This window comes from Phenylobacterium composti DSM 19425, assembly GCF_059568645.1.
This window is the reverse complement of sequence record NZ_JCANTT010000011.1, coordinates 140,188-160,914: the sequence shown is the minus strand read 5'-3', so window position 1 is coordinate 160,914 and position 20,727 is coordinate 140,188. Positions and strand designations below refer to the sequence as shown.

General features: G+C 71.5%; 20 protein-coding genes. 3 read left to right on the top strand and 17 right to left on the bottom strand.

From position 1 onward, the window contains the following. Nucleotides 1-21 precede the first annotated feature (21 nt). The 11 genes from BO64_RS03750 to mutS all read right to left on the bottom strand — a co-directional run bounded on the left by BO64_RS03750 (nucleotide 22) and on the right by mutS (nucleotide 13,854). The gene (locus BO64_RS03750; protein WP_496401936.1) at nucleotides 22-393 is read right to left on the bottom strand and encodes a Fur family transcriptional regulator; all 372 of its coding nucleotides are present in this window, start codon (nucleotides 391-393) and stop codon (nucleotides 22-24) included. Nucleotides 394-465: 72 nt separating this feature from the next. Continuing rightward, complete coding sequence (gene rimI, locus BO64_RS03745; protein WP_496401935.1) at nucleotides 466-921, bottom strand: ribosomal protein S18-alanine N-acetyltransferase; 456 nt, start codon at nucleotides 919-921, stop codon at nucleotides 466-468. Continuing rightward, the gene (gene tsaB / locus BO64_RS03740; protein ID WP_496402448.1) at nucleotides 918-1,559 is read right to left on the bottom strand and encodes a tRNA (adenosine(37)-N6)-threonylcarbamoyltransferase complex dimerization subunit type 1 TsaB; all 642 of its coding nucleotides are present in this window, start codon (nucleotides 1,557-1,559) and stop codon (nucleotides 918-920) included. Before tsaB ends, rimI begins: the two co-directional genes overlap by 4 nt. A 40-nt stretch (nucleotides 1,560-1,599) precedes the next feature. Beyond that, complete coding sequence (locus BO64_RS03735; RefSeq protein ID WP_496401934.1) at nucleotides 1,600-2,175, bottom strand: NifU family protein; 576 nt, start codon at nucleotides 2,173-2,175, stop codon at nucleotides 1,600-1,602. A gap of 46 nt (nucleotides 2,176-2,221) precedes the next feature. Continuing rightward, complete coding sequence (locus BO64_RS03730) at nucleotides 2,222-2,701, bottom strand: universal stress protein (protein WP_496401933.1); 480 nt, start codon at nucleotides 2,699-2,701, stop codon at nucleotides 2,222-2,224. A gap of 55 nt (nucleotides 2,702-2,756) precedes the next feature. Continuing rightward, a complete protein-coding gene (gene trpS / locus BO64_RS03725) occupies nucleotides 2,757-3,791 on the bottom strand; it encodes a tryptophan--tRNA ligase (RefSeq protein WP_496401932.1) in 1,035 nt (344 codons plus the stop codon). Between the two features lie 146 nt (nucleotides 3,792-3,937). Continuing rightward, a complete protein-coding gene (murJ, locus tag BO64_RS03720) occupies nucleotides 3,938-5,548 on the bottom strand; it encodes a murein biosynthesis integral membrane protein MurJ (RefSeq protein ID WP_496401931.1) in 1,611 nt (536 codons plus the stop codon). A gap of 31 nt (nucleotides 5,549-5,579) precedes the next feature. Beyond that, nucleotides 5,580-7,316: a DEAD/DEAH box helicase gene (locus BO64_RS03715; RefSeq protein ID WP_496401930.1), complete on the bottom strand. Its 1,737-nt coding sequence runs from the start codon at nucleotides 7,314-7,316 to the stop codon at nucleotides 5,580-5,582. A gap of 10 nt (nucleotides 7,317-7,326) precedes the next feature. Next, complete coding sequence (locus BO64_RS03710) at nucleotides 7,327-10,143, bottom strand: [protein-PII] uridylyltransferase (RefSeq protein WP_496401929.1); 2,817 nt, start codon at nucleotides 10,141-10,143, stop codon at nucleotides 7,327-7,329. 20 nt (nucleotides 10,144-10,163) lie between these two features. Then, nucleotides 10,164-11,111 carry a glycosyltransferase gene (locus tag BO64_RS03705; RefSeq protein WP_496401928.1) on the bottom strand — a complete coding sequence of 316 codons (948 nt, stop codon included), beginning with the start codon at nucleotides 11,109-11,111 and terminating at the stop codon, nucleotides 10,164-10,166. Nucleotides 11,112-11,169: 58 nt separating this feature from the next. Continuing rightward, entirely contained in the window at nucleotides 11,170-13,854 is a 2,685-nt protein-coding gene (gene mutS, locus BO64_RS03700; protein ID WP_496401927.1) for a DNA mismatch repair protein MutS, read from the bottom strand. 80 nt (nucleotides 13,855-13,934) lie between these two features. Between mutS and BO64_RS03695 the strand changes: the two genes are divergently transcribed. Beyond that, the gene (locus BO64_RS03695) at nucleotides 13,935-14,492 is read left to right on the top strand and encodes a GNAT family N-acetyltransferase (protein WP_496401926.1); all 558 of its coding nucleotides are present in this window, start codon (nucleotides 13,935-13,937) and stop codon (nucleotides 14,490-14,492) included. Between the two features lie 21 nt (nucleotides 14,493-14,513). Here BO64_RS03695 and BO64_RS03690 read toward each other — a convergent pair whose 3' ends face one another. Next, entirely contained in the window at nucleotides 14,514-15,467 is a 954-nt protein-coding gene (locus tag BO64_RS03690) for an ABC transporter ATP-binding protein (RefSeq protein ID WP_496401925.1), read from the bottom strand. Nucleotides 15,468-15,560: 93 nt separating this feature from the next. Between BO64_RS03690 and BO64_RS03685 the strand changes: the two genes are divergently transcribed. Further along, the gene (locus BO64_RS03685; protein ID WP_496401924.1) at nucleotides 15,561-15,869 is read left to right on the top strand and encodes a zinc-finger domain-containing protein; all 309 of its coding nucleotides are present in this window, start codon (nucleotides 15,561-15,563) and stop codon (nucleotides 15,867-15,869) included. A 124-nt stretch (nucleotides 15,870-15,993) separates the two neighbouring features. On the opposite strand, the gene dnaN is transcribed toward BO64_RS03685, so the two are convergent. The 3 genes from dnaN to hrcA form a co-directional block, all read right to left on the bottom strand. Continuing rightward, a complete protein-coding gene (gene dnaN, locus BO64_RS03680; protein ID WP_496401923.1) occupies nucleotides 15,994-17,112 on the bottom strand; it encodes a DNA polymerase III subunit beta in 1,119 nt (372 codons plus the stop codon). Between the two features lie 119 nt (nucleotides 17,113-17,231). After that, entirely contained in the window at nucleotides 17,232-17,846 is a 615-nt protein-coding gene (gene grpE / locus BO64_RS03675) for a nucleotide exchange factor GrpE (protein ID WP_496401922.1), read from the bottom strand. A gap of 13 nt (nucleotides 17,847-17,859) precedes the next feature. Then, nucleotides 17,860-18,957, bottom strand: coding sequence for a heat-inducible transcriptional repressor HrcA (hrcA, locus tag BO64_RS03670; protein ID WP_496401921.1), 1,098 nt, complete (start codon nucleotides 18,955-18,957; stop codon nucleotides 17,860-17,862). A gap of 74 nt (nucleotides 18,958-19,031) precedes the next feature. On the opposite strand from hrcA, the gene rph reads away from it, so the two are divergent. Beyond that, on the top strand, nucleotides 19,032-19,748 hold the full coding sequence (rph, locus tag BO64_RS03665) for a ribonuclease PH (protein ID WP_496401920.1): 717 nt from the start codon (nucleotides 19,032-19,034) through the stop codon (nucleotides 19,746-19,748). 12 nt (nucleotides 19,749-19,760) lie between these two features. On the opposite strand, the gene BO64_RS03660 is transcribed toward rph, so the two are convergent. Next, the gene (locus BO64_RS03660) at nucleotides 19,761-19,997 is read right to left on the bottom strand and encodes a helix-turn-helix domain-containing protein (protein ID WP_496401919.1); all 237 of its coding nucleotides are present in this window, start codon (nucleotides 19,995-19,997) and stop codon (nucleotides 19,761-19,763) included. Nucleotide 19,998: 1 nt separating this feature from the next. Continuing rightward, nucleotides 19,999-20,529, bottom strand: a complete 531-nt coding sequence (locus tag BO64_RS03655; RefSeq protein WP_496401918.1) for a DUF2975 domain-containing protein — start codon at nucleotides 20,527-20,529, stop codon at nucleotides 19,999-20,001. Nucleotides 20,530-20,727: the final 198 nt, after the last annotated feature.

Here is a 20,727-nt window from a genome sequence, read left to right as displayed (position 1 = left end):
CCGCCGCCGCAGAGCCGCGCCCTAGTCCTCGATTGGCATGCCGTAGAGCTCGAGCCGGTGGTCCACCAGCCGGTAGCCGAGCTTGCGGGCGATGGCCTCCTGCAGGGCCTCGATCTCGTCGTCGACGAACTCCACCACCTTGCCGGTCTTCATGTCGATCAGGTGGTCGTGGTGGTCGTCGGTGTGTTCCTCGTACCGCGAGCGGCCGTCGCGGAAGTCGAGACGGTCGATGATCCCCGCCTCCTCGAAGAGGCGCACCGTCCGGTAAACCGTGGCGATGGAAATGTGCGGGTCCACCGCATGGGCGCGGCGGTGCAGCTCTTCCACATCCGGGTGGTCGGTGGAGGCGGACAGCACCCGGGCGATCACCCGGCGCTGCTCGGTCATGCGCATGCCCTTTTGAACGCAGAGCCTTTCAATGCGGTCCGACACGGAGCCTCCGTTTCCTTTCACGTAAGGATAGGTCTAGTGGCCCTGCGTTCCAAGGTCGAGACGCATGACCAGGGCGTCGGCGCGGCCGGCGCCGCCGCGGTCGTAATAGCCTCGCCGCAGACCCGCCCGTTCGAATCCCAGGCGCTCGTAAAGCGCGACTGCGGGTGTGTTGTCCACGTCCACTTCCAGGAACGCCGTTTCGGCGCCGGACGCCCTCGCCGCGTCCAGGGCGGCGGCCATCAGCGCCCGGCCCAGCCCCCTGCGCCGCGCCCAGGGCGCCACGCCGATGGTGAGGATCTCGGCCTCGCCGGCGAGGGCCCGGCACAGGACGAGGCCGGCAGGATCGCCATCTTCGGCCATCACGGCGAACACGCCGACCCCGCCGAGCAGGTCCTCGAACGCGGCCGTGTCCCACGGCCGGTCGAAGGCCTGGGCGTGAACCTGCGCCATCCGCGGCGCATCGGCGATGTCGGCGGGACGCAGGTTCATTCCGGGGTGCGGCCGCCGGGCAGCTTGGCGTCGGGCGCGCGAAGGTAGAGCGGCGTCAGCGCCGCCGCCGGACGGGTCGCGGCCAGGGCGGCCACCTTGCGGGCGTCGCAGCCCTCCGCGGCGAGGATCGTCGCCCCGGGGACCACGCCGGCCAGCAGAGCCGCCCCCGATCCCACCAGGGTGGGCGTCCGGCCCCGGGCCTGTGCCGCCAGCCGCTCGGCGGCGACCGTCACGGGCTGCACCTCTGGAGGCGTGAGCGCCCGGCCGCCATCGAAGACCTGCACGTAGACCTGGTCCCGCCGGGCGTCGAGCACGGCCGCCACCAGGCCCTCCGCCTCGGCCGCCAGGGCCTCGAGCGATCCCACCGGCGCGGTCTCGGCGCCAAGGGCGGTGGCGAGGCCTTTGGCGAAGGCGACGCCCACCCGCAGGCCGGTGAAGGAGCCCGGCCCCACCGTGGCGGCGATGCGCTGCAGGCGCGAGAATGGAAGACCGGCCTCGGCCATCACCGCCTGGACCATGGGGGCGAGCCGTTCCTGGTGCCCGCGGGCCATGACCTCGCGCGCATGGGCCAGCACCCGGTCGCCGTCGAGGACGGCCGCCGAGCAGGCGTTCAGGCAGGTGTCGAGGCCCAGGACGATCATGCGGCGGGGTTAGCGGATCGCCGCCGCGGCGGGAAGGCTAGCCGAGCGTTTGCTCCACCCGGGTCACTTCCGGAACGTAGTGCTTCAGCATGTTCTCCACTCCGGCCTTGAGAGTGGCGGTCGAGGACGGGCAGCCCGAGCAGGCGCCGCGCATGTTGAGCCAGACGACGCCGGTGTCGGGCTCGAACTTGTGGAACAGGATGTCGCCGCCATCCTGGGCCACGGCCGGTCGGATGCGGCTGTCCAGCAGGTCCTTGATCTCGGCGACGATCTGGGCGGTCTCGCCCTCATAGACGCCCTCGTCATGACCGCTCGCGACCGCCCCGCCCTCGTCAAACAACGGCCGGCCCGAGGTATAGTGATCCATGATCGCCGCCAGCACCGGCGCCTTCAGGTGCGGCCAGTCGAACGACGGGTGCTTGCCCACGGTGATGAAGTCGGGTCCGAAGAACACCCGCGTCACGCCCTCAATGTCGAAGATGTCCGACGCCAGGGGCGAGACCTGCGCCTCCTCGGCCGAGCGGAAGTCCCGGACGCCTTCGCCCAGCACCGTGCGGCCGGGCAGGAACTTCAGGACCTCGGGATTGGGCGTGACTTCGGTCTGGATGAACATGGGCCAGATGTGGCCTCGCGCGCCGTCCGGCGCAAGCGTCACGGCCTCAGGCGAGGTCCGCGACCTCCTCGTCGGTGAGGTCGCCCGGGACGATGGTCACGGGCAGCTTCCGCTCGCCCCACTTCACGCCTTCCTTGACGATGGACGAGACCAGGGGCCCGGGGCCGCGGCCGCCCACGGCGGCGGCCACCACCAGGATCTTGATGTCCGGGTCGTCCGCCAGGGCCTGACGCAGGGCGGCGCGCACGCTGTCGGCATTCTTGATGAGGAACTCCGGCGGCAGGCCGGTCTCGGCCAGGACGAACTCGGCCGTCTCCTGGAGCGAGGCCTCGGCCTCCTGACGTTGCTGGCGCTCGATCTCGTCGCGCACTCCGGACCAGTGCTCGAACACCGCCGGCTCGATCACCTTGAGCAGGGCCACATGCCCGCCGGTGGAGCGCGCCCGGCGGCAGGCGAAGCGCAGCGCCGCCTGGAACTCAGGCGTGTCGTCGGCGACGATCAGGAACTTGCGCTTCCCGGTGCTCATGGACGGACGGTGCGGCGCCCGACGAACGGACGCAAGGGCGCCGCCGGATAGAGCCTCAGCCCGCCCAGAAGCCCACGAGGCGCTTGACGTCCGCAACCACCGGCGCGGCGATCTCCCGGGCCCGGGCGGCGCCGTCGCTCAGCACACGGTCGATCTCGGCCGGATCGGCCAACAGGCGGCGCATTTCCGTCCCGATGGGCGCCATCACCGAGACCGCCAGTTCGGCCAGCTTCGGCTTGAACGCGCCGAAACCCTGGCCGGCGAACTCAGCCAGCACCTCGGCGTCGGTCTTGCCCGACAGCGCCGCATAGATGCCCACCAGGTTCCGCGCCTCGGGCCGACCTTCCAGCCCCTCTACCGTCTCGGGCAGCGGGTCGGGATCGGTGCGCGCCTTGCGGACCTTGTTGGCGATGGCGTCGGCGTCGTCGGTCAGGTTGATCCGCGATTGGTCCGACGGATCCGACTTGGACATCTTCGCCGAACCGTCCCGCAGGCTCATCACCCGGGCGCCCGGCCCCTGGGTCAGGGGCTCCGGCAGGGGGAAGAAGCCCGGCGCCGAGAAGTCGTTGTTGAACTTCTGGGCGATGTCCCGGGTCAACTCCAGGTGCTGCTTCTGGTCGTCGCCCACCGGCACATGGGTGGCCTTGTAGACGAGGATGTCGGCCGCCTGGAGCACCGGATAGGTGTAGAGCCCGACGCTCGAGCGCTCCTTGTGCTTGCCGCTCTTCTCCTTGAACTGGGTCATCCGGTCGAGCCAGCCGAGACGGGCGACGCAGTTGAAGACCCAGGCGAGCTCGGCGTGCTCCGGCACCGCCGACTGGGCGAAGATGGCCGCCACCTTCGGGTCGAGCCCGGTGGCGAGATAGGCCGCGGCGATCTCGCGGACCTGCTGCTTCAGCTTCGTGGGCTCCTGCCAGACCGTGATCGCGTGCAGGTCGGCGACGAAGATGAAGGTGGGCAGCTCGTGCTGCAGCTTCGCGAATTTGGAGAGCGCGCCGAGGTAGTTGCCCAGGTGCAGGTCGCCGGACGGCTGGACGCCGGAGAGCACGCGCTGGGGGCCCGCATAGGGGGCGGGGGCTTGGTCGGTCATGATGGCAGGACTTCTGACGGAAAGGGACGTGCGGGCGCGAGGCCCGGGCTAACGCGGGGTCAACGGCTCAGGGCCGCCATCGCCAGCTGTTGCGGGTCCGCGTCGTCATGGCCGCGGACATAGCGCGCAGGCGAAGGGGCGGCAAGCTAGAGATCAGGCGTGGCGACCGGCGCGTCGCCCTTGCGGCGACGGAGCGCGGCCCGGGCCTCGGCGGGGGTGACGCCGCCCACGGCGAACAGCAGGACCCCATAGAGCGCCGCGCCGGCCAGGCAGACGAGCAGGATGGTCAGCTCCTTCGACCCCAGGGGCCGCTCCAGCACCTCGCGGAAGACGGAGGCCGCAAGGCAGGCCGCGCCCAGCGCGGCGGACGCCAGGGCCACCCGGGTGATCTTGCCGATCGCCCGGGCCGAGGGCCGCCAGATCCCCGTGGTCCACAGCTTCACGGTCATCTGGGCCACGGTGAGCCAGGAGGCCGCGGCCGTGGCCAGGGCGATGCCCTCGAATCCCAGGGTGTAGAAGAGGCTGACGCCCAGGGCGATGTTCACCCCGATGGAGATCAGCGAATAGGTCATCGGGGTCCGGGTGTCGCCGCGAGCGAAGAACGCCGGCTGCAGGATCTTGATCAGCACGAAGGCCGGCACGCCCCAGCCGTAATGGAAGAGGAGCTTGGCCGAGGCCGCCGCGTCCGCCGAGGTGAAGGCGCCCCGCGAGAAGAAGGCGTCGAGCAGATAGAACGGCATGGCCATCAGGGCCGCCGCCGCCGGCAGGCTGAGGGCCAGGCCGAAGACCACCGCCTGGTCCATGGCCCCCTGGGCGTCCGCGCGGTCAGCCCGGCGGATGGCGGTGGACAGCCGCGGCAGCAGGGCCACGCCGATGGCCACCCCCACGAGGCTGAGAGGCAGCTGATAGAAGCGCTCGGCGAAGTTCAGCCACGCCCGCATGCCGGCCACCTGGCTGGCGAGGATGGCCGAGATGAAGAGGTTCAGCTGGGTGGCGCTGGAGGCGATGATGCCGGGGATCATCCGGCGGATCAGGTCGCGGATTTCCGGCGTCAGCTTCAGCCGCGAGGGCCGGATGCGGGCCCCGAGCCGCCGGGCGCCCCACCAGCACAGGGCGGCCTGGCTGATCCCGGCCACGATGACCCCCGCCGAAGCGGCGTAGGCGGCCCGCACCGGATCGTTCTGCGGCAGCACCGCCGCCAGCATCACGATGTTCAGGATGGTCGGGTAGAAGCCGTAGATGATGAACCGGCCGCGGGCCTGCAGCACGCCCGCGAACAGCGAGGCGATCACCATGCACGGCATGTAGGGCATGGTGATCTGGGTAAGCGCCACCGCCAGCTTGAACTTCGCCGGATCCTCCAGGAAGCCGTAGCTGTAGACCATCATCAGCCAGGGCATGGCGAGCTGGCAGATGACCGTGAGCAGCACCGTGAAGGCGGCGACGGTGGCCAGCGCGTCCGAGGCGTAGCGGTCGGCGACCTCCTTGCCCTCGCCGTCCAGCTTCTTGGCGTAGTCGGGCACGAAGGCGGCCGCGAAGGCGCCTTCGGCGAACATCCGCCGGAACAGGTTCGGGAAGGTGAGCGCCGTATAGTAGGCGTCGGCGGCGATGGTCTGGCTGGCGCCCAGGCGCGCGGCGATGACCAGGTCCCGGGCCAGCCCCATGAGGCGGCTGACCAGGGTGAGCCCCGAAAAGATCAGCGAGGAGCGGATCAGACCGCCCTTCCGGGGGGGAATGTCGCGCAGGCTGTCGGTCACCGGCTTGTGGTCGGCTGCGTCGCGGAGAGCGTCAAGCGCGTGGGCGCCTGGGCGGTTTTGCGCCGTGGGGCTTGCCGTTCGGGCGGCCGGGCTGACGCGGTCCCTTGCGGTGCGGCGCCGCCTTGCCGGCCGGACGCGGACGGGGCGGCGGGCGTTCGCCGGGCGGGGCCGAGGGCTCGACCCGCATTTCCGCCTTGTCGTTGGCCGCCACAGCCTCGCGGAACCTGGCCTCGGCCTCGGGGCTGATCTCGAACCGCGTCTCGCGGTCGAAGATGCGGATTTGGCCGATGTCCTTCTTGGTGACGTGGCCCAGGCGGCAGATCAGCGGCACGAGCCACTTGGGGTCGGCGTTCTTGCTGCGCCCGACCGGCAGCCGGAACCAGACGCCGTCCCCGACCATGACATTGGCCTCGCGCGGGCCGCGCTCCCGGGGACCGCGCTCGCGGGCGGGGGCGCGGTCGGGAACCTCGAACAGCTCCTCGGGCTCGGGCAGGCGGGCGCGGTAGAGGCGCACCAGGGCGGCGGCCACCACTTCGGGGGCGCGGCCCTCCAGAACCTTGCGGGCCAGGGCGAGGTCCTCGTCGGAGGGCGCCTCGGTGAGGATCGGGTCCTCCAGCATCCGGACCTGGTCGCGCTCGCGGATCTCCTCGGCGGTGGGCGCGCCCGACCAGTGGGCCTCGACCCCGGCCGAGGCCAGCAGCATCTCGGCCTTGCGGCGGCGGGTGTAGGGGACCAGCAGCACCGACACGCCCTTGCGCCCGGCCCGGCCGGTGCGGCCCGACCGGTGCAGCAGGGTGGCGCGGTTCACCGGCAGCTCGGCGTGGACCACGAGGCCCAGGTCCGGCAGGTCGAGGCCGCGGGCGGCCACGTCGGTGGCGACGCAGGCCCGGGCATGGCCGTCCCGCAGCGACTGCAGGGCGTCGGAGCGCTCCTTCTGGCTCATCTCCCCGGACAGGGCGACCACCGGGAAGCCCCGTTCGCGCAGCGAGCCGTACAGCCGCCGCACCGCCTCGCGGGTGGCGCAGAAGATCAGGGCGCTGGGAGAGTCGAAGTAGCGCAGGATGTTGACCACGGCGCTCTCGAGCTCGTTCGGCGCCACGCGAACCGCGCGATACTCGATGTCCCCGTGCGGCTCGTCCCGGCGGACCGTGTCGATCCGCACCGCCTCGGTCTGATAGCGGCGGGCCAGGGCCACGATGTCCTTGGCGAGGGTGGCCGAGAACAGGAAGGTCCGGCGCCCCTCGGGCGTGGCGTCGAGGATCTCCTCCAGGTCCTCGCGGAAGCCGAGGTCCAGCATCTCGTCGGCCTCGTCGAGGACCACCACCTTGAGGGCCGACAGGTCGAGGTTGCCGCGCTCCAGGTGATCACGCAGGCGGCCGGGGGTGCCGACCACCCAGTGGCAGCCGCCCGCCAGGGCGCGCTGCTCGCGGCGGGCGTCCATGCCGCCGACGCAGGTGACCACCCGCGCGCCGGCCTCGGCGTAGAGCCACTCCAGCTCTCGGGCCACCTGCAGGGCGAGTTCGCGGGTGGGGGCGATGGCCAGGCCCAGGGGCAGGCCCGCCGCCGGCAGGCGTTCGGCGTCCTCCAGCAGAACGGGGGCGGCGGCGAGACCGAAGGCCACGGTCTTGCCGGAACCGGTCTGGGCCGAGACGAGGAGATCGCGGCCGGGCTCGGCCTCGAGGACAGCGGCCTGCACCGGCGTAGGTTCGGCATAGCCGCGCGCGGCGAGGGCCCGGCTCAGCGCCGGGTGGGTATCGGGGAAAGGCATTGAAGGTCCTTTAGCGCGCGACGCTGGCGCGGGCGCGCTGCAAATTGGCGCGGCGGGCCTGGCCGGTCTCGGCTTCGGCTTCCGTGAGCGCGTTGAGAAGAGCGGTTTTCAGGGCGTTGCCCTTCCGCGTGTCGGTGAGTTTCTGGCCGCCGGCGTCCACCACATAGAAGGCGTCCACCGCCCGCTCGCCGTAGCCGTCGATGTGGGCCGAGAGGATCGAGAGGCCGGCGTCGGAGATCTTCTGGGCGAGGGCGGCCAGGAGGCCGGGCCGGTCCCGGCCGGAGGCTTCCACCACCGTCGAGGTCTCCGAAGCCTCGTTGTCCAGCATGACCGTGGGCGTGATGGCGAAGGCGGCGGCGCGGCCCAGGTCCTGCGGCCGTCGGCCTTCCCTGACCTGCGGCTCGCCCCGGGCGGCGGCGGCCAGGCATTCGGCCAGCCGAGGCAGGGCGCGGGCGTCCTGGGCCCCGAAGGGCGCGCCGGTGGCGTCCTGCACATAGAAGACATCGAGCGCCTGGCCGGTGCGCGAGGTGAAGACCCGGGCCCCGACCACATTGGCCCCGGCGGCCGTGATCTCGGCGGCGAGATCGACGAACAGGCGCGGCCGGTCGGCGGCGGCCACCACCACCTCGGCGGCGTTGAGGTCGGCCCGCACCCGGCCCTCGGCGGCGGCGGCGTCCCCGGCGGCCTGGGCGATGCGGGCGTGGGCCAGGATCTCCTGCGCGCTGAAGGCGGTGAAATAGGCGTCCTCCATGGCGTCGGCCCAGGGTTCGGCGCCCGGGTCGGCCTTGGCCAGGGCCACGCGCGCGTCATAGGCGGCGTTCTCCTGGTAACGCTTGAGGGCGGCGGCGGCGTCCGAGCCCCGGCCACCGCGGAAGATCGCCTCGGTGGCATTGTAGAGCTCGCGCATGAGCTGGCCCTTCCAGCCGTTCCAGACCCCCGGCCCGACGGCGCGGATGTCGGCCACGGTGAGCACCAGCAGCAGGCGCAGGCGCTCGGGGCTCTGCACGATGCGGGCGAAGTCGGCCACGGTGCGCGGGTCGGAGACGTCCCGCTTCTGGGCGTAGTCGCTCATGACCAGGTGGTGCTCCACCAGCCACGCCACCAGCTCGATCTTGGACCGCTCCAGGCCCAGGCGCTCGCAGGCCTGCCGCGCCGCCCGGGCGCCGGCCACCTCCTGGCCGCCGGCCCCGCCCTTGCCGGTGTCGTGCAGCAGCATGGCCAGGAATAGCGCCTCGCGGTCGGCGATCAGCGGCATGATCTGGACGGCCAGCGGATGGTCGTCGGCCAGACGCCCGGCGGCGATGTCGGCGATCACGCCCACCGCCCGCAGGGTGTGCTCGTCCACCGTGTACGAGTGGTACATGTTGAACTGCATCTGGGCGACGATGCGGCCCCATTCGGGGATGAACCGGCCGAGCACGCCGGTTTCGTTCATCAGCGCCAGGGTCGTGCGCGGGTCCCGGCCCCGGGCCAGGATGTCCAGGAACACCTTGGCCGCCTGCGGATCGCGCCGGACCGCCGAGGTGATCAGGCCCGTGGCCCGCGAGGCGGCGGTGAAGGCGTCCGGGTGCAGGTCGAGGTTGCGCTGGTCGGCGATGCGGAACAGCCGCAGCAGGTTCACCGGATCCTTGCGGAAGATCTCGGGGTCCACGTCCAGGCGCCCGCCCACCTCGTGGAAGCCGGGCTCGTCTAGCGGCTTGCGCTTCACCGACCGGCCCGGGATGAACCGGCTGATGCCCTTGGGGGCGGTCTTGACCCGGTCGGCCTCCAGCTTGGCGGCGAACACCCGGGTGAGCGAGCCCACGTCCTTGGCGAACAGGAAGTAGCGCCGCATGAAGCGCTCGACGGCGGGGGCGTCGCCCCGGTCGCCATAGCCCATGCGCCGGGCGATCTCGGGCTGCAGGTCGAAGGTGAGCCGCTCCTCCGGCCGGCCTGTGGCGAAGTGCAGGTGGCAGCGGACCGCCCACAGGAAGTCCAGGGCCCGGATGAAGGTGGAGACCTCGCGTCGATCGAAGATCTCCAGCTGCATCACCTTCTCCAGGCTCTCGCCGGGATGCAGGTACTGGGCGATCCAGAACAGGGTGTTCAGGTCGCGCAGGCCGCCCTTGCCCTCCTTCACATTGGGCTCGACCATGTAGCGGCTGGCCCCGGCCCGGGCGTGGCGGTCGTCGCGCTCCTTCAGCTTGGCGGCCACGAACTCGGCCCCCGTGCCCTTCACCACCTCGTTGCGGAACCGCTTGATCAGGTCCTCGGCCAGGGCCTCGTCGCCGGTCAGCCGGCGGGCCTCCAGGATCGAGGTGCGGATGGTGAAATCCTCGCGGGAGAGCTTCAGGCACTCCTCGATGGTCCGCGAGGCGTGGCCGACTTTGAAGCCCAGGTCCCACAGGGCATAGAGCATGTATTCGATCACGCTCTCGGCGTGGGCCGTCTGCTTGTAGGGCCGCACAAAGAGCAGATCGATGTCCGAGAACGGCGCCAGGGCGCCGCGGCCGTAGCCGCCCACCGCCATCAGCGCCAGACGCTCGCCCTCGGTGGGGTTGCGCGCCCGGAAGACGTGGACGGTGGTGAAGTCGTAGAGCGCCGAGACCACCACATCGGTAACGCCCGAGAGCAGGCGCGCGGTCTCGATGCCGCCGGCCCCGTTCTCCAGCCGCTCCTTGGCGATCATCCGGCCCCGGAACAGGGCGCCCTTGAGGATCTCCAGAGCGGCCGCCCGCTGGGCCGCCTCGTCGCCCAGATGCTGCAGGGCCGCCGCCGACAGCTGGCTTCGCAGCTTCACGCCGTCGACGACATATTCGAGGTGGGTGGGTTTGAGGCGGGGCGGCATGTTCGGCTGATATAGGCGATCTAGAGCGTTCGCGCCTGCGGCGCGAGACGCGTCCAGACATCCTCGAGCATCGGGCGGAACGCGGCGTAGGACCAGCGCCGGGCGGTTTCGAACCCGACTTCGCGCATCCGCTCCAGCTCCGGCCCGCCGGCGACCACCAGGTCGGCGGCCCTGGCCAGGGCGTCGGCGGCGGCCTCGCAATCGTCGTCCTCGGCCCAGAAGCCGTTGCTTTCGTTGGAATGTTCCCGGCCGCCGACGCCCCGGAAGCCAGCGCAGACCGCCCCGGAGGCCATGGCTTCCAGCGGCGTCATGGGCGCGGCCTCCAGGCGGCTGAGGCACAGGAAGAGGGCGCAGGCGCCGAAGGTCTCGGCCACCTCCGTCTCGGTGGCCTCATTGAGCTCAACCCAGGGAATCTGCGCATGCCGCGGGTGCATCCGGACGAACATGCTGCGGATGATCCGGGCCTCCGCCGGACGCTTGCGGGGCGTGACCGCGATGGCCAGCCGCCGCGGCTCGCGGGGATAGAAAATGCGCTCGTCGGCGAAGGACTGCACCACCTCGACGCGCGCCTGGGGATAGAGCCGCCCCGCCGTGGCTCCCGACACCCGGCCGGGAGTGATGAACACCGGGAACCGCTCGGGCGGGAAGCGGTCGACGCCGGCGACGCCCACGTTCGCAAGGGCGAACTGGTTCTGGCAGAACACCACCGCCCGGTTCGGCAGCCCGGCCACATGGGCCATGGCGTTGGGCGCATCCTCAGGCAGCACCAGGATGTCGTCTGGCCGGAAGGGCGTTCCCACCTCCACCGGACAGCGGTGCTGCAGCCAGCCGAAGCCCTCGGCGCCCTTGTTGAGCCACAGCACGGCGTCGAACCCCAGCTCGCGCAGGGTCTCCACGTGCCTGAGGATCATCTTGTGTCCCCCGGCCACGCGGCCGGCCGGGAAGGCGAGATAGACGATCCGGCTCATGATCCGCCCCGACTAGGAGAGGCGGCCGCGCCCGACAAGCCTTGCCGTCGCCCGGGGGTCAGGACAGCAGGCCCTTGAGCCGATAGAGGGCGTCCATCGCCTCCCGGGGGCTCATGCCGTCGATGTCCAGGGCCTGCAGGGCCTCCTCGACCTTGGACGGACCATACTTGGCCTCGGGCTCGGCGACGGCGGCGAAGAGCGGCAGGTCCTCCAGATGCGCCGGCGCCCCGGCCTCGCGCTCCAGCCGCTCCAGCACCTGCTTGGCCCGGGCCACCACCGCAGGCGGCACCCCGGCGAGCTTGGCCACCTGCACCCCGTAGGACCGGTCGGCGGGGCCAGGACCGGCCTCGTGCAGGAAGATCAGGTCGCCGTTCCACTCCTTGGCCTTCAGGGAGAGGTTAGAGACATAGGCCAGCCGGTCCTCAAGCACCGCCAGCTCGTGGTAATGGGTGGCGAACAAGGCGCGGCAGCGGTTGGTCTCGTGCAGCTGCTCGACACAGGCCCAGGCGATGGCCAGGCCGTCGTAGGTGGCGGTGCCCCGGCCGATCTCGTCGAGGATCACCAGGGACCGCGGCGTCGCCTGGGTGAGGATGGCGGCTGTCTCCACCATCTCCAGCATGAAGGTCGAGCGGCCCCGGGCCAGGTCGTCGCCCGCGCCCACCCGGCTGAACAGCCGGTCGACGACGCCGATCCTGAGGCGCTTGGCGGGGACGAAGCAGCCCGCCTGGGCGAGCACCGCCAGGAGAGCGTTCTGGCGCAGGAAGGTCGACTTACCAGCCATGTTCGGGCCGGTGACGATGGAGAGCCGCGCCCCGACCACGCCCGCCCCGTCCAGGCGGCAGTCGTTGGGCGTGAAGGCCTCGCCGGCGCGGCGCACGGCGGCTTCCACCACAGGATGGCGGGCGGCCTCGGCCTCGAAGGCCGTGGAAAGATCCACCACCGGGCGGACGGCGCCCACGTCCTCGGCCCATTCCGCCAGGCCCGCGGCCACGTCGAGCCGGGCGGCGGCCTCGGCGGCGGCCTGGATGTCGGCGGCGACGGCGATGGCGGCGGCCCGCCAGGCCTCGAAGGTGTCGAGCTCGATGGCCAGGGCCCGCTCGGCGGCCTGGGCGATCCGAGCGTCCAGCTCGGCCAGCTCCACCGTCGTGAAGCGCACCTGATTGGCCAGGGTCTGGCGGTGGATGAAGGTGGCGTTCAGCGGCGGCTGCATCAGCGGCTCGGCCGCCTTGGCGGTGCACTCCACGAAATAGCCGAGCACCGCATTGTGCCGGACCTTCAGCGCCACGCCGCTCTCGGCCGCCAGCCGGGCTTCAAGGGCGGCGATCACGCGGCGGCTGTCGTCGCGCAGGGCTCGGGCCTGGTCGAGTTCGGGGCGCACCCCGTCGGCCACGAAGCCGCCGTCCCGGGCCAGGGCCGGCAGGTCGGGGCCGAGGCCCTGGACCAGCAGATCCCGGAAGGCGGCCAGATCGGGCCGCCGGGACAGGTCGAGGGCTTCCACCGCCGTGGCGATCTCGGCGGGCAGCTCCACCAGCGGATTGGCCCCGGCGAAGAGGCCGGCCACAGCGTCGGCGGTGGCGAGGCCGTCGCGCAGGGCGCCGAGGTCGCGCGGGCCGCCGCGTCCCAGGGCTAGTCGCGAGAGGCCCCGGGCCATGTCGGGCAGACGCTGCAGCGCCTCGCGGAGCTTCTGGCGCGTGGACCGCGCCTCGCAGAACCAAGCCACGGCGTCGAGCCGGGCGTCGATGGCGCCGGGGTCCAGCAGCGGACGGGCCAGGCGCGTGGCCAGGAGGCGGGCGCCGGGGGCGGTCACCGTCCGGTCGATGGCGGCCAGCAGCGAGCCCTCGCGCGAGCCCGAGGTGGCGCGCTCGATCTCCAGGCTGTTGCGGGTGGCCGGGTCGATGACCATGACGTCGGCCTCGCCCGCCCGCCGCGGCGGCGAAAGGGCCGGGACCTTGCCGGCCTGGGTGGTCTCGAGGTGCGCGGCGATCAGGCCCAGGGCCGAGACCTCGGCGCCCGAGAGCTGACCGAAGCCGTCGAGGGTCTCCACGCCATAGAGCCGCTTCAGGCGGGTCTCCGAGGCCGAAGGCTCGGCAAGCGCCGAAGGCAGGGGCTGGACGAAGCCGCCGGCGGCCTTGAGCGCGGCGTTGACGCCCTCGTCCGCGAACAGGCGATCGGGCACCAGGATCTCGGAGGGGCCGAGGGCCGCCAGGGTCGAGGCCAGGCCCGACAGGCTCACGGCCATGCATTCCACCTCGCCGGTGGAGAGTTCGACGCTGGCCACGGCGGCCGCCCCGGCGCGCATGGCGATGGCGGCCAGACGGTTGGCGCCCCGGGCGTCCAGGAGGCCGTCCTCGGTGAGGGTGCCGGGGGTGACCACCCGCACCACGTCCCGGCGGACCACCGCCTTGGAGCCGCGCTTCTTGGCCTCGGCGGGGTCCTCCAGCTGCTCGCACAGGGCGACCTTGAAGCCGGCCCGCACCAGCTTGGCGAGATAGGCCTCCATGGCGTGGGCCGGCACCCCGGCCATGGGGATCGGCTGGCCGGCGTGCTGGCCCCGGGAGGTGAGCGTGATGCCGAGCGCAGCGGCCGCCTTGTGGGCGTCCTCGAAGAACAGCTCGTAGAAGTCGCCCATACGGAAGAACACCAGCGCATCGGGCTGGCGGGCCTTGGCCTCGAAGAACTGCGCCATCACCGGCGAGGCGCCGGCGGCGGGATCGGGGACTGCGGAGGGCGCCTGGGCGTTCATGGGTGGCGCGGACGTTAACCAATAGGCTTGAGTCCCGCGACCCCTTGAAGCCGCCCGGGCGAGCGCCAAGCTGTGGATGGATGTCGCTGCCCGCGCTCGCGCCCGCCCATGTGATCTTCCCGGCCGGCCCCGCCGACGCCGAGGCCCTGGCCTACGTCCATGTGCGGAGCTGGCGCGAAACCTATCAGGGCCTGCTGCCCGACGCCTTCCTGGCGCGGATGAGCGAGGAAGGCTTCACCCGGCGGTTCCGTCGCCAGCTCGCCGCCGGGACCGGCGCCGGAATCACCCTCGCCCTCGCCGACCGCTCGGGGCTTGTGGGCTACGCCCAGGCCGGGCCGTCCCGGCGCGGGCGGCCGGGCGAAGGCGAGATCAGCGTGCTCTATCTGCTGCGTTCGGCCCAGGGCCGGGGCCTTGGCCGGGCCCTGCTCGCCGCCGCCGCCCGAGTGCTGGAGGCGCAAGGCGCCCGATCCCTGATGATCTCGGTGCTGCGCGAGAACACCAGCGCACGGGGGTTCTACGAGCACCTGGGCGGGATCGCCGAACCGCCCCGCCGCGAGCCCGGCCCCGGCGGCGCGGCCGTCTGGGAGGCGGCCTATGTCTGGCCCGACATCCGCCTGGTCACCGCCCCTTCGACCTGAAGGCGCACAGGAAAGGGCCGGTCAGGCCGCGCCGGCGTCCTCGGCGGCGTAGGTGAGGCTGACGAAAACGTCCTCGAGGTCGGGATCCTCGGTGGAGATGTCCTTGATGTGCAGGCCGGCGGCGCGGATGGCGGCCAGCACCTGCTCCACACTGGACTGACCGGTGCGGTAGCTCACCGAGAAGCCGCCCGCCTTGGTCAGTCGGGTCTCGAATCCCGGCAGGGCGGGCGCGGCGGAGAGCGGGGCGTCGGGCGTCACCAGCACGTTGCGCGTGTCCATTCGCCGCAGCAGGGTCGTGGTCGGCTCGCACGCCACCACCTGGCCGCGGTTGACGATGGCGATCTGGTCGCAGAGCTCCTGGGCCTCTTCCAGGTAGTGGGTGGTGAGCACGATGGTCACCCCCTTGCGGTTCAGCTCCAGCACATAGTTCCAGAGCTGGCGGCGCAGCTCGACGTCGACCCCGGCGGTGGGCTCGTCGAGGATCAGCACCGGCGGATTGTGGACCATGGCCTTGGCCACCATCAGCCGCCGCTTCATCCCGCCGGAGAGCTGGCGGACATAGGCGCCCGCCTTGTCGGCGAGGCCCAGGGCGGCCAGCAGCTCGTCGGTGCGGCGCTCGGCCTTGGGCACGGCGTACATGCCGGCCGCCACCTCCAGCGCCTCGCGCGGGGTGAAGAACGGATCGGCGGCGATCTCCTGGGGCACCACGCCGATGGCCGCCCGAGCGTCCCGGGGCCGCTGGTCGATGTCGCGGCCCCAGATCAGCACCTGGCCCGAAGTCTTTCGGGTCAGGCCGGCCAGGATGTTGATGAAGGTGGACTTGCCGGCCCCGTTCGGCCCGAGCAGCCCGAAGATCGAGCCCCGCGGAATGGCCAGGTCAATCCCCTTGAGCGCCCGCATCTCGGGCGTGGTCTTGGTGGCGGCGTAGGTCTTGACCAGCGCCCTGGCCTCGATCGCGTATTCCGGAAGGTCCATGATCACCCGTCGTTGACGGCGAAAGCCGCGGTCGCATACCTAGGCGCGCGCCGCGCCTGAGCCAAGGCCGCGGCAATAGAGGTTCAGTTGCCGATGGCCCGCAAACTCGTCAGCGCCAAGTCCGCCAACGCGCAGAAGCAGCCGGAGCCGGCGCCCGCCAAGCCGGCGCTCACGTCCGACGCCCTGCCGCCGCCGGAAGTGATCACCGTGCGCTCCAAGCGCATCGCCTGCGATGGCGTGGGCGGCGCCCTGGGCCATCCGCGGGTCTGGCTCGAGATGGGCGAGGCCGACTTCGTCGAGTGCACCTACTGCGACCGCCGCTTCGTGCTGGCCCAGGACAGCGAGGGCGCCGAGGACGAACGCCTGGCGCCCGGCGTGTACGAAGGCGCCCACGGCCACTGAGCCGCCCCCCTCGCGCCCGGCTTCAGCCCAGGCGTCGGCGCATGTGAAAAGGGCGAGACCCGCAGGTCCCGCCCTTTCCTGGACTTTCCGAAAACCGATCCTCCCGCCTTGGCGGGGCGGGGCCTTACACCCGCAGCGGCATCAGGATGTACTGGACGTCGGCGTCGGCCGGGTCGAGGACCAGGGCCGGGTCGTTGGGGCCGCCGAAGCGCAGCTCGGCGCTCTCGCCCGAGATCTGGTCCGTGATGTCCAGCAGGTAGCGGGCGTTGAACGACAGCTCGAAGGGCTCGCCGTCGTAGTCGATCTCCAGCTCTTCCACCGCTTGGCCGGCTTCCATGTTGCGGACGGTGAGCACCACCCGGCCCGGCTCGATGGCCATGCGCACGCTGCGGCTCTTCTCGGCCGAGATGGTCGCCACCCGGTCCACCGCCTGGGCGAACAGCTTGGCGTCCACGATCATGGTGCGGTTGTTGTCCTTGGGGATCACCCGGGCGTAGTCGGGGAAGTTGCCGTCGATGACCTTCGAGGTCAGGGCGGCGCCGCCCAGCTCGAAGCGGATTTTCTGCGGGCTCACCTGCAGCTCGACGGTCTCGCCGGCGTCCTCGAGCAGGCGGCGGGCTTCGTTGACCGTCTTGCGGGGCACGATGACGCCCGGCGCGCCGGCCGAACCCTCGGGCGCGGGCATGTCGGCCAGGGCCAGGCGCGAACCGTCCGTGGCTACCGCCCGCAGGCGCGGGCTGCCGTCCACCATCACCGTGTGGAGATAGAGCCCGTTCAGATAGTAGCGGGTCTCCTCCGCCGAGATGGCGAAGCGGGTCTTGTCGATCAGCCGGATGAGGTCATTGACGTCCACGGCCACGGCGCCGCCGAAGCCCTCGGCCGACATCACCGGGAAGTCGCCGGCCGGCAGCACCGGCAGGTTGAAGCGCGAACGACCGGCCTGGACCGTCAGGCGCGGGTCCTCGCCCGTGAAGCTCAGGGAGACGTCGGCGCCCTCGGGCAGCTTGCGGACGATCTCGTACAGGGTGTGCGCCGGGGCGGTGATCTGGCCGGGCTGATCCACCTGGGCCAGGGCCTCGTCGACGATCTCCATGTCGAGGTCGGTGGCCGAGAAGGTCAGGCGGTCGCGGTCGGCCGAGAGCAGTACGTTCGACAGGATCGGGATGGTGTTGCGGCGCTCCACCGCGCTCTGCACGTGGCCCAGGGCCTTGAGCAGCGCGGCGCGTTCGATCGTCAGCTTCATTCCTAGGTCCCGGCTCGCCTTGGCGGCCGGCGCGAATCAGGGCGCCGGCCCACACCCCGAAAGAAAGGGACTTGGGACATTAGCCAAAATCCCCCTCGGGGGAAGGGGCCGGCGGCGGTTTAGGCGCGGGTGTCCACAGAGCCGCCCGCGCCGGCGGCAGTCTCGCCTTCTTCATTGGCGGCGTAGGGATTGTCGCCCCCGCCCGCAGGGGCCGCCCCCGGGGCCCGGGCGGCGACCACCACCATGGCCGGCCGCACCAGCCGGTCGAACAGCTCATAGCCCGGCTGCAGCACCTGGATGACGCCGCCCGGGGCCACGTCCGCGCCCGGCTGCTCCATCATCGCCTGGTGCTTGTGCGGGTCGAACTTCTCGCCCTTGGCCGGGTCGATCTTCTTCAGCCCGTTGCGCTCGAAAGCGCCCAGCAGCTCCTTGGCGGTCATCTCGACGCCCACGACGAAGTTCTTCACCGGGGCGTCGGGGTGGTCGGCCGGGGCGGCCGACATGGCGCGGTCGAGGTTGTCCGCCACACCCAGCAGGTCGCGGGCGAATTTCTGAATCGCATAGGCCCGGGCGTCGTTCGCCTCACGCTCGGCGCGGCGCTTCGTGTTCTCGGCCTCGGCGGCGTAGCGGAGCACCTGCTCCTTCAGCGCCTGGTTCTCGGCCTTCAGCGCCTCCAGCTCGCCGCCTTCGAAATCGAAGCCGTCGCCTTCGGGCTGCGTGTTGTCTTCGGACATGTCCTACCTGGTCTTATGCGTTCATCACCTGGCCAAGCACGCGGGCGGTGTAATCCACCAACGGAATGACCCGGGCATAGTTCAAGCGGGCTGGTCCGATCACGCCGATTGCGCCGACCACCCGCTGCGAGCCCGTCATATAGGGCGCCGCGATGACGGCGGAACCCGAAAGCGAGAACAGACGGGTTTCAGCGCCGATGAAGATGCGCACGCCCTGGCCTTCCCGGACCCCGTCCAGCAGCTGGATCAGCTGTTCCTTCTGCTCCAGATCCTCGAACAGCGAGCGCACCCGCTCCAGGTCCTCGATGGCCTCGCGGTCCTCCAGCAGGTTGGCCCGGCCCCGGACGATCAGGGCCCGGGCGTCATCGTCCCCGCCGCCCCAGGCCGCGAGGCCGTCCTCCACCAGCCGGGCGGCGGTCTCGTTGAGCTCCCGGCGGGCCCGCTCCAGGTCGGCCCGCAGGTCCACCTTGGCCTCGGCCAGGGTTCGGCCGCGCAGGCGCGCGTTGAGGAAGTTCGAGGCTTCCTGCAGGGCCGACGGGGTCACGCCCATGGGCCGCCGGATCAGCCGGTTCTCCACCGTGCCGTCGTCGAAGACCATGATCGCCAGGGTCCGCTCGCCCGACAGCGGCACGAACTCCACATGGGTCACGCCGGCGTCGCGGATCGGGGTGACCACCACCCCGGCCCCGCCCGCCAGGCCCGACAGGATCGCCGAGGCCTCGTTGAGGGCGTCCTCGTAGTTGCGGCCGTGGGCCCGCAGGCGCGCGTCGATGTTGCGCCGCTCCTCCTCGGCGATGTCGCCCACCTCCAGGAGGCCGTCCACGAACAGGCGCAGCCCCGCATGGGTCGGCAGGCGCCCGGCGCTCACATGCGGCGCGCCCAGGAGGCCGAGCTGGGTGAGGTCCTGCATGGTGTTGCGGATGGAGGCCGGCGACAGCGGCAGGCCGCCCTTGGAGAGGGTGCGCGAGCCCACGGGCTCGCCGGTCTCCAGATAACTCTCGACGATGCGGCGGAAAATCTCACGGGCCCGCTCGTCCAGTTCGCTCAACGTCGGGCCGCGGGCGAGGAAAGGTTGGGTCACGTCAGCGTGCGAACAGGTTGCGGCGCCCATGGACGGCGCCTCTCGGGTTAGGATAAGCGCCGCCTGCCCCGGCGCAAGACGCCGAAACCATTCCGAAAGTTCCCATGCGCCCGTCCGAACGCCAGCCCGACCTTCTCCGCCCCGTCACCCTTGAGACCGGCGTCACCCGCTACGCCGAGGGCTCGTGCCTGGTGAGCTTCGGCCACACCAAGGTGCTGGTGACCGCCAGCCTGGAGGAAGGCGTGCCCGGGTTCCTGCGCGGCAAGGGCCAGGGCTGGGTCACCGCCGAATACGGCATGCTGCCCCGGGCCACCCATACCCGCGGCCGCCGTGAGGCCGCCGCCGGCAAGCAGTCGGGCCGCACCCAGGAGATCCAGCGCCTGATCGGCCGTTCCCTGCGCGCCGTCACCGACCTGAAGGCCCTCGGCGAGCGCCAGATCACCGTCGACTGCGACGTGCTGCAGGCCGACGGCGGCACCCGCACGGCCTCGATCACCGGCGCCTGGGTCGCCCTGCGCCTGGCCACCCGCTACCTGCTGGAGGAAGGCGTGATCACCGCTGACCCGATCCTCGATCAGGTGGCCGCGGTCTCCTGCGGGGTGTTCGCCGGCGCGCCCGTGCTCGACCTCGACTACGAGGAGGATTCCAACGCCGAGGCCGACGCCAACTTCGTCCTCACCGGCTCGGGCGACATCGTCGAGGTGCAGGCCACGGGCGAGAAGCGCGGCTTCTCCCAGGCCGAGTTCGACGCCCTGTTCAGCCTGGCCCGCAAGGGCATCGGCGAGCTCTGCGAACTGCAGCGGGCGGCGGTGGCGCGCTAGCGCGCCGCCGGGTCAGGCGCCGTCCAGGTCGGGCGGCTCGTCAGGCCCGGCTTCATAGACGAGCAGGTCGCCCGGCTGGCAGTCCAGCTCGCGGCAGAGCGCGGCCAGGGTCGAGAAGCGCACGGCCCTGGCCTTGCCGGTCTTCAGGATCGACAGATTGGCGATGGTGACGCCCACGCGGTCGGCGAGCTCGGTGAGCGACATGCGGCGGTCTAGCAGCACGCGGTCGAGGTTGACGCGGATCGGCATGTCAGATGGTCAGCTCGGCTTCTCGGCGCAGGCGCGCGCCTTCGCGGAACACCTCGGCCAGGACGAACACGACCAGGACCGAGAACCAGGCGGTGAGGCTGAAGGTGGGCTCCACGTCGGCGACCCCGGGCAGCACCCAGGCCCCCACGGCCCAGAAAGCGTAACGCCCGCACTCCAGCCCGGCCAGGATCAGGCCGATGAGGCGGAGGCGCGCGACATTGTCGGGATGGAAGGGATCGCCCGCCGTCAGGGTGGCGAAGATGCGGCGCAGGCAGCCCACGATGACGAGGACCCCGGCGAGATAGAGGGCGGCGGCGGCGAGGCCGGCGGCGAGCACGGGCCCCTTGCGCATGACCTCGCCCGCTTCCGCATCGATGGTGACGTCGGCGAACAGGTCGGGGTTGAAGCTCAGCAGCACGGCGGCGAGGGTGATCAAGGCCACCACCACGAGCCCGACCCACAGGGCGCCGAAGACGACGTCCAGGATGATCTTCAGGAAGCTCGATACCGAGCCCGGACCCAAGGCGCGCATGGCGATGACGACCCCGCTTGACTGGCGTCTAACCCGCCCGGCCGGTTTCTAGTCCACGGCCGGAGCGGATCTGACGAACCCTAGGGCGCGAACCTAGATTTGCGCGGCGGCGATGGCCAGCATCGGCACGGCGGCGAGGATGACGACGAAGCTCATGGCGGCGCGATCCACCAAGGACATGACGTTGGCGAACATTGG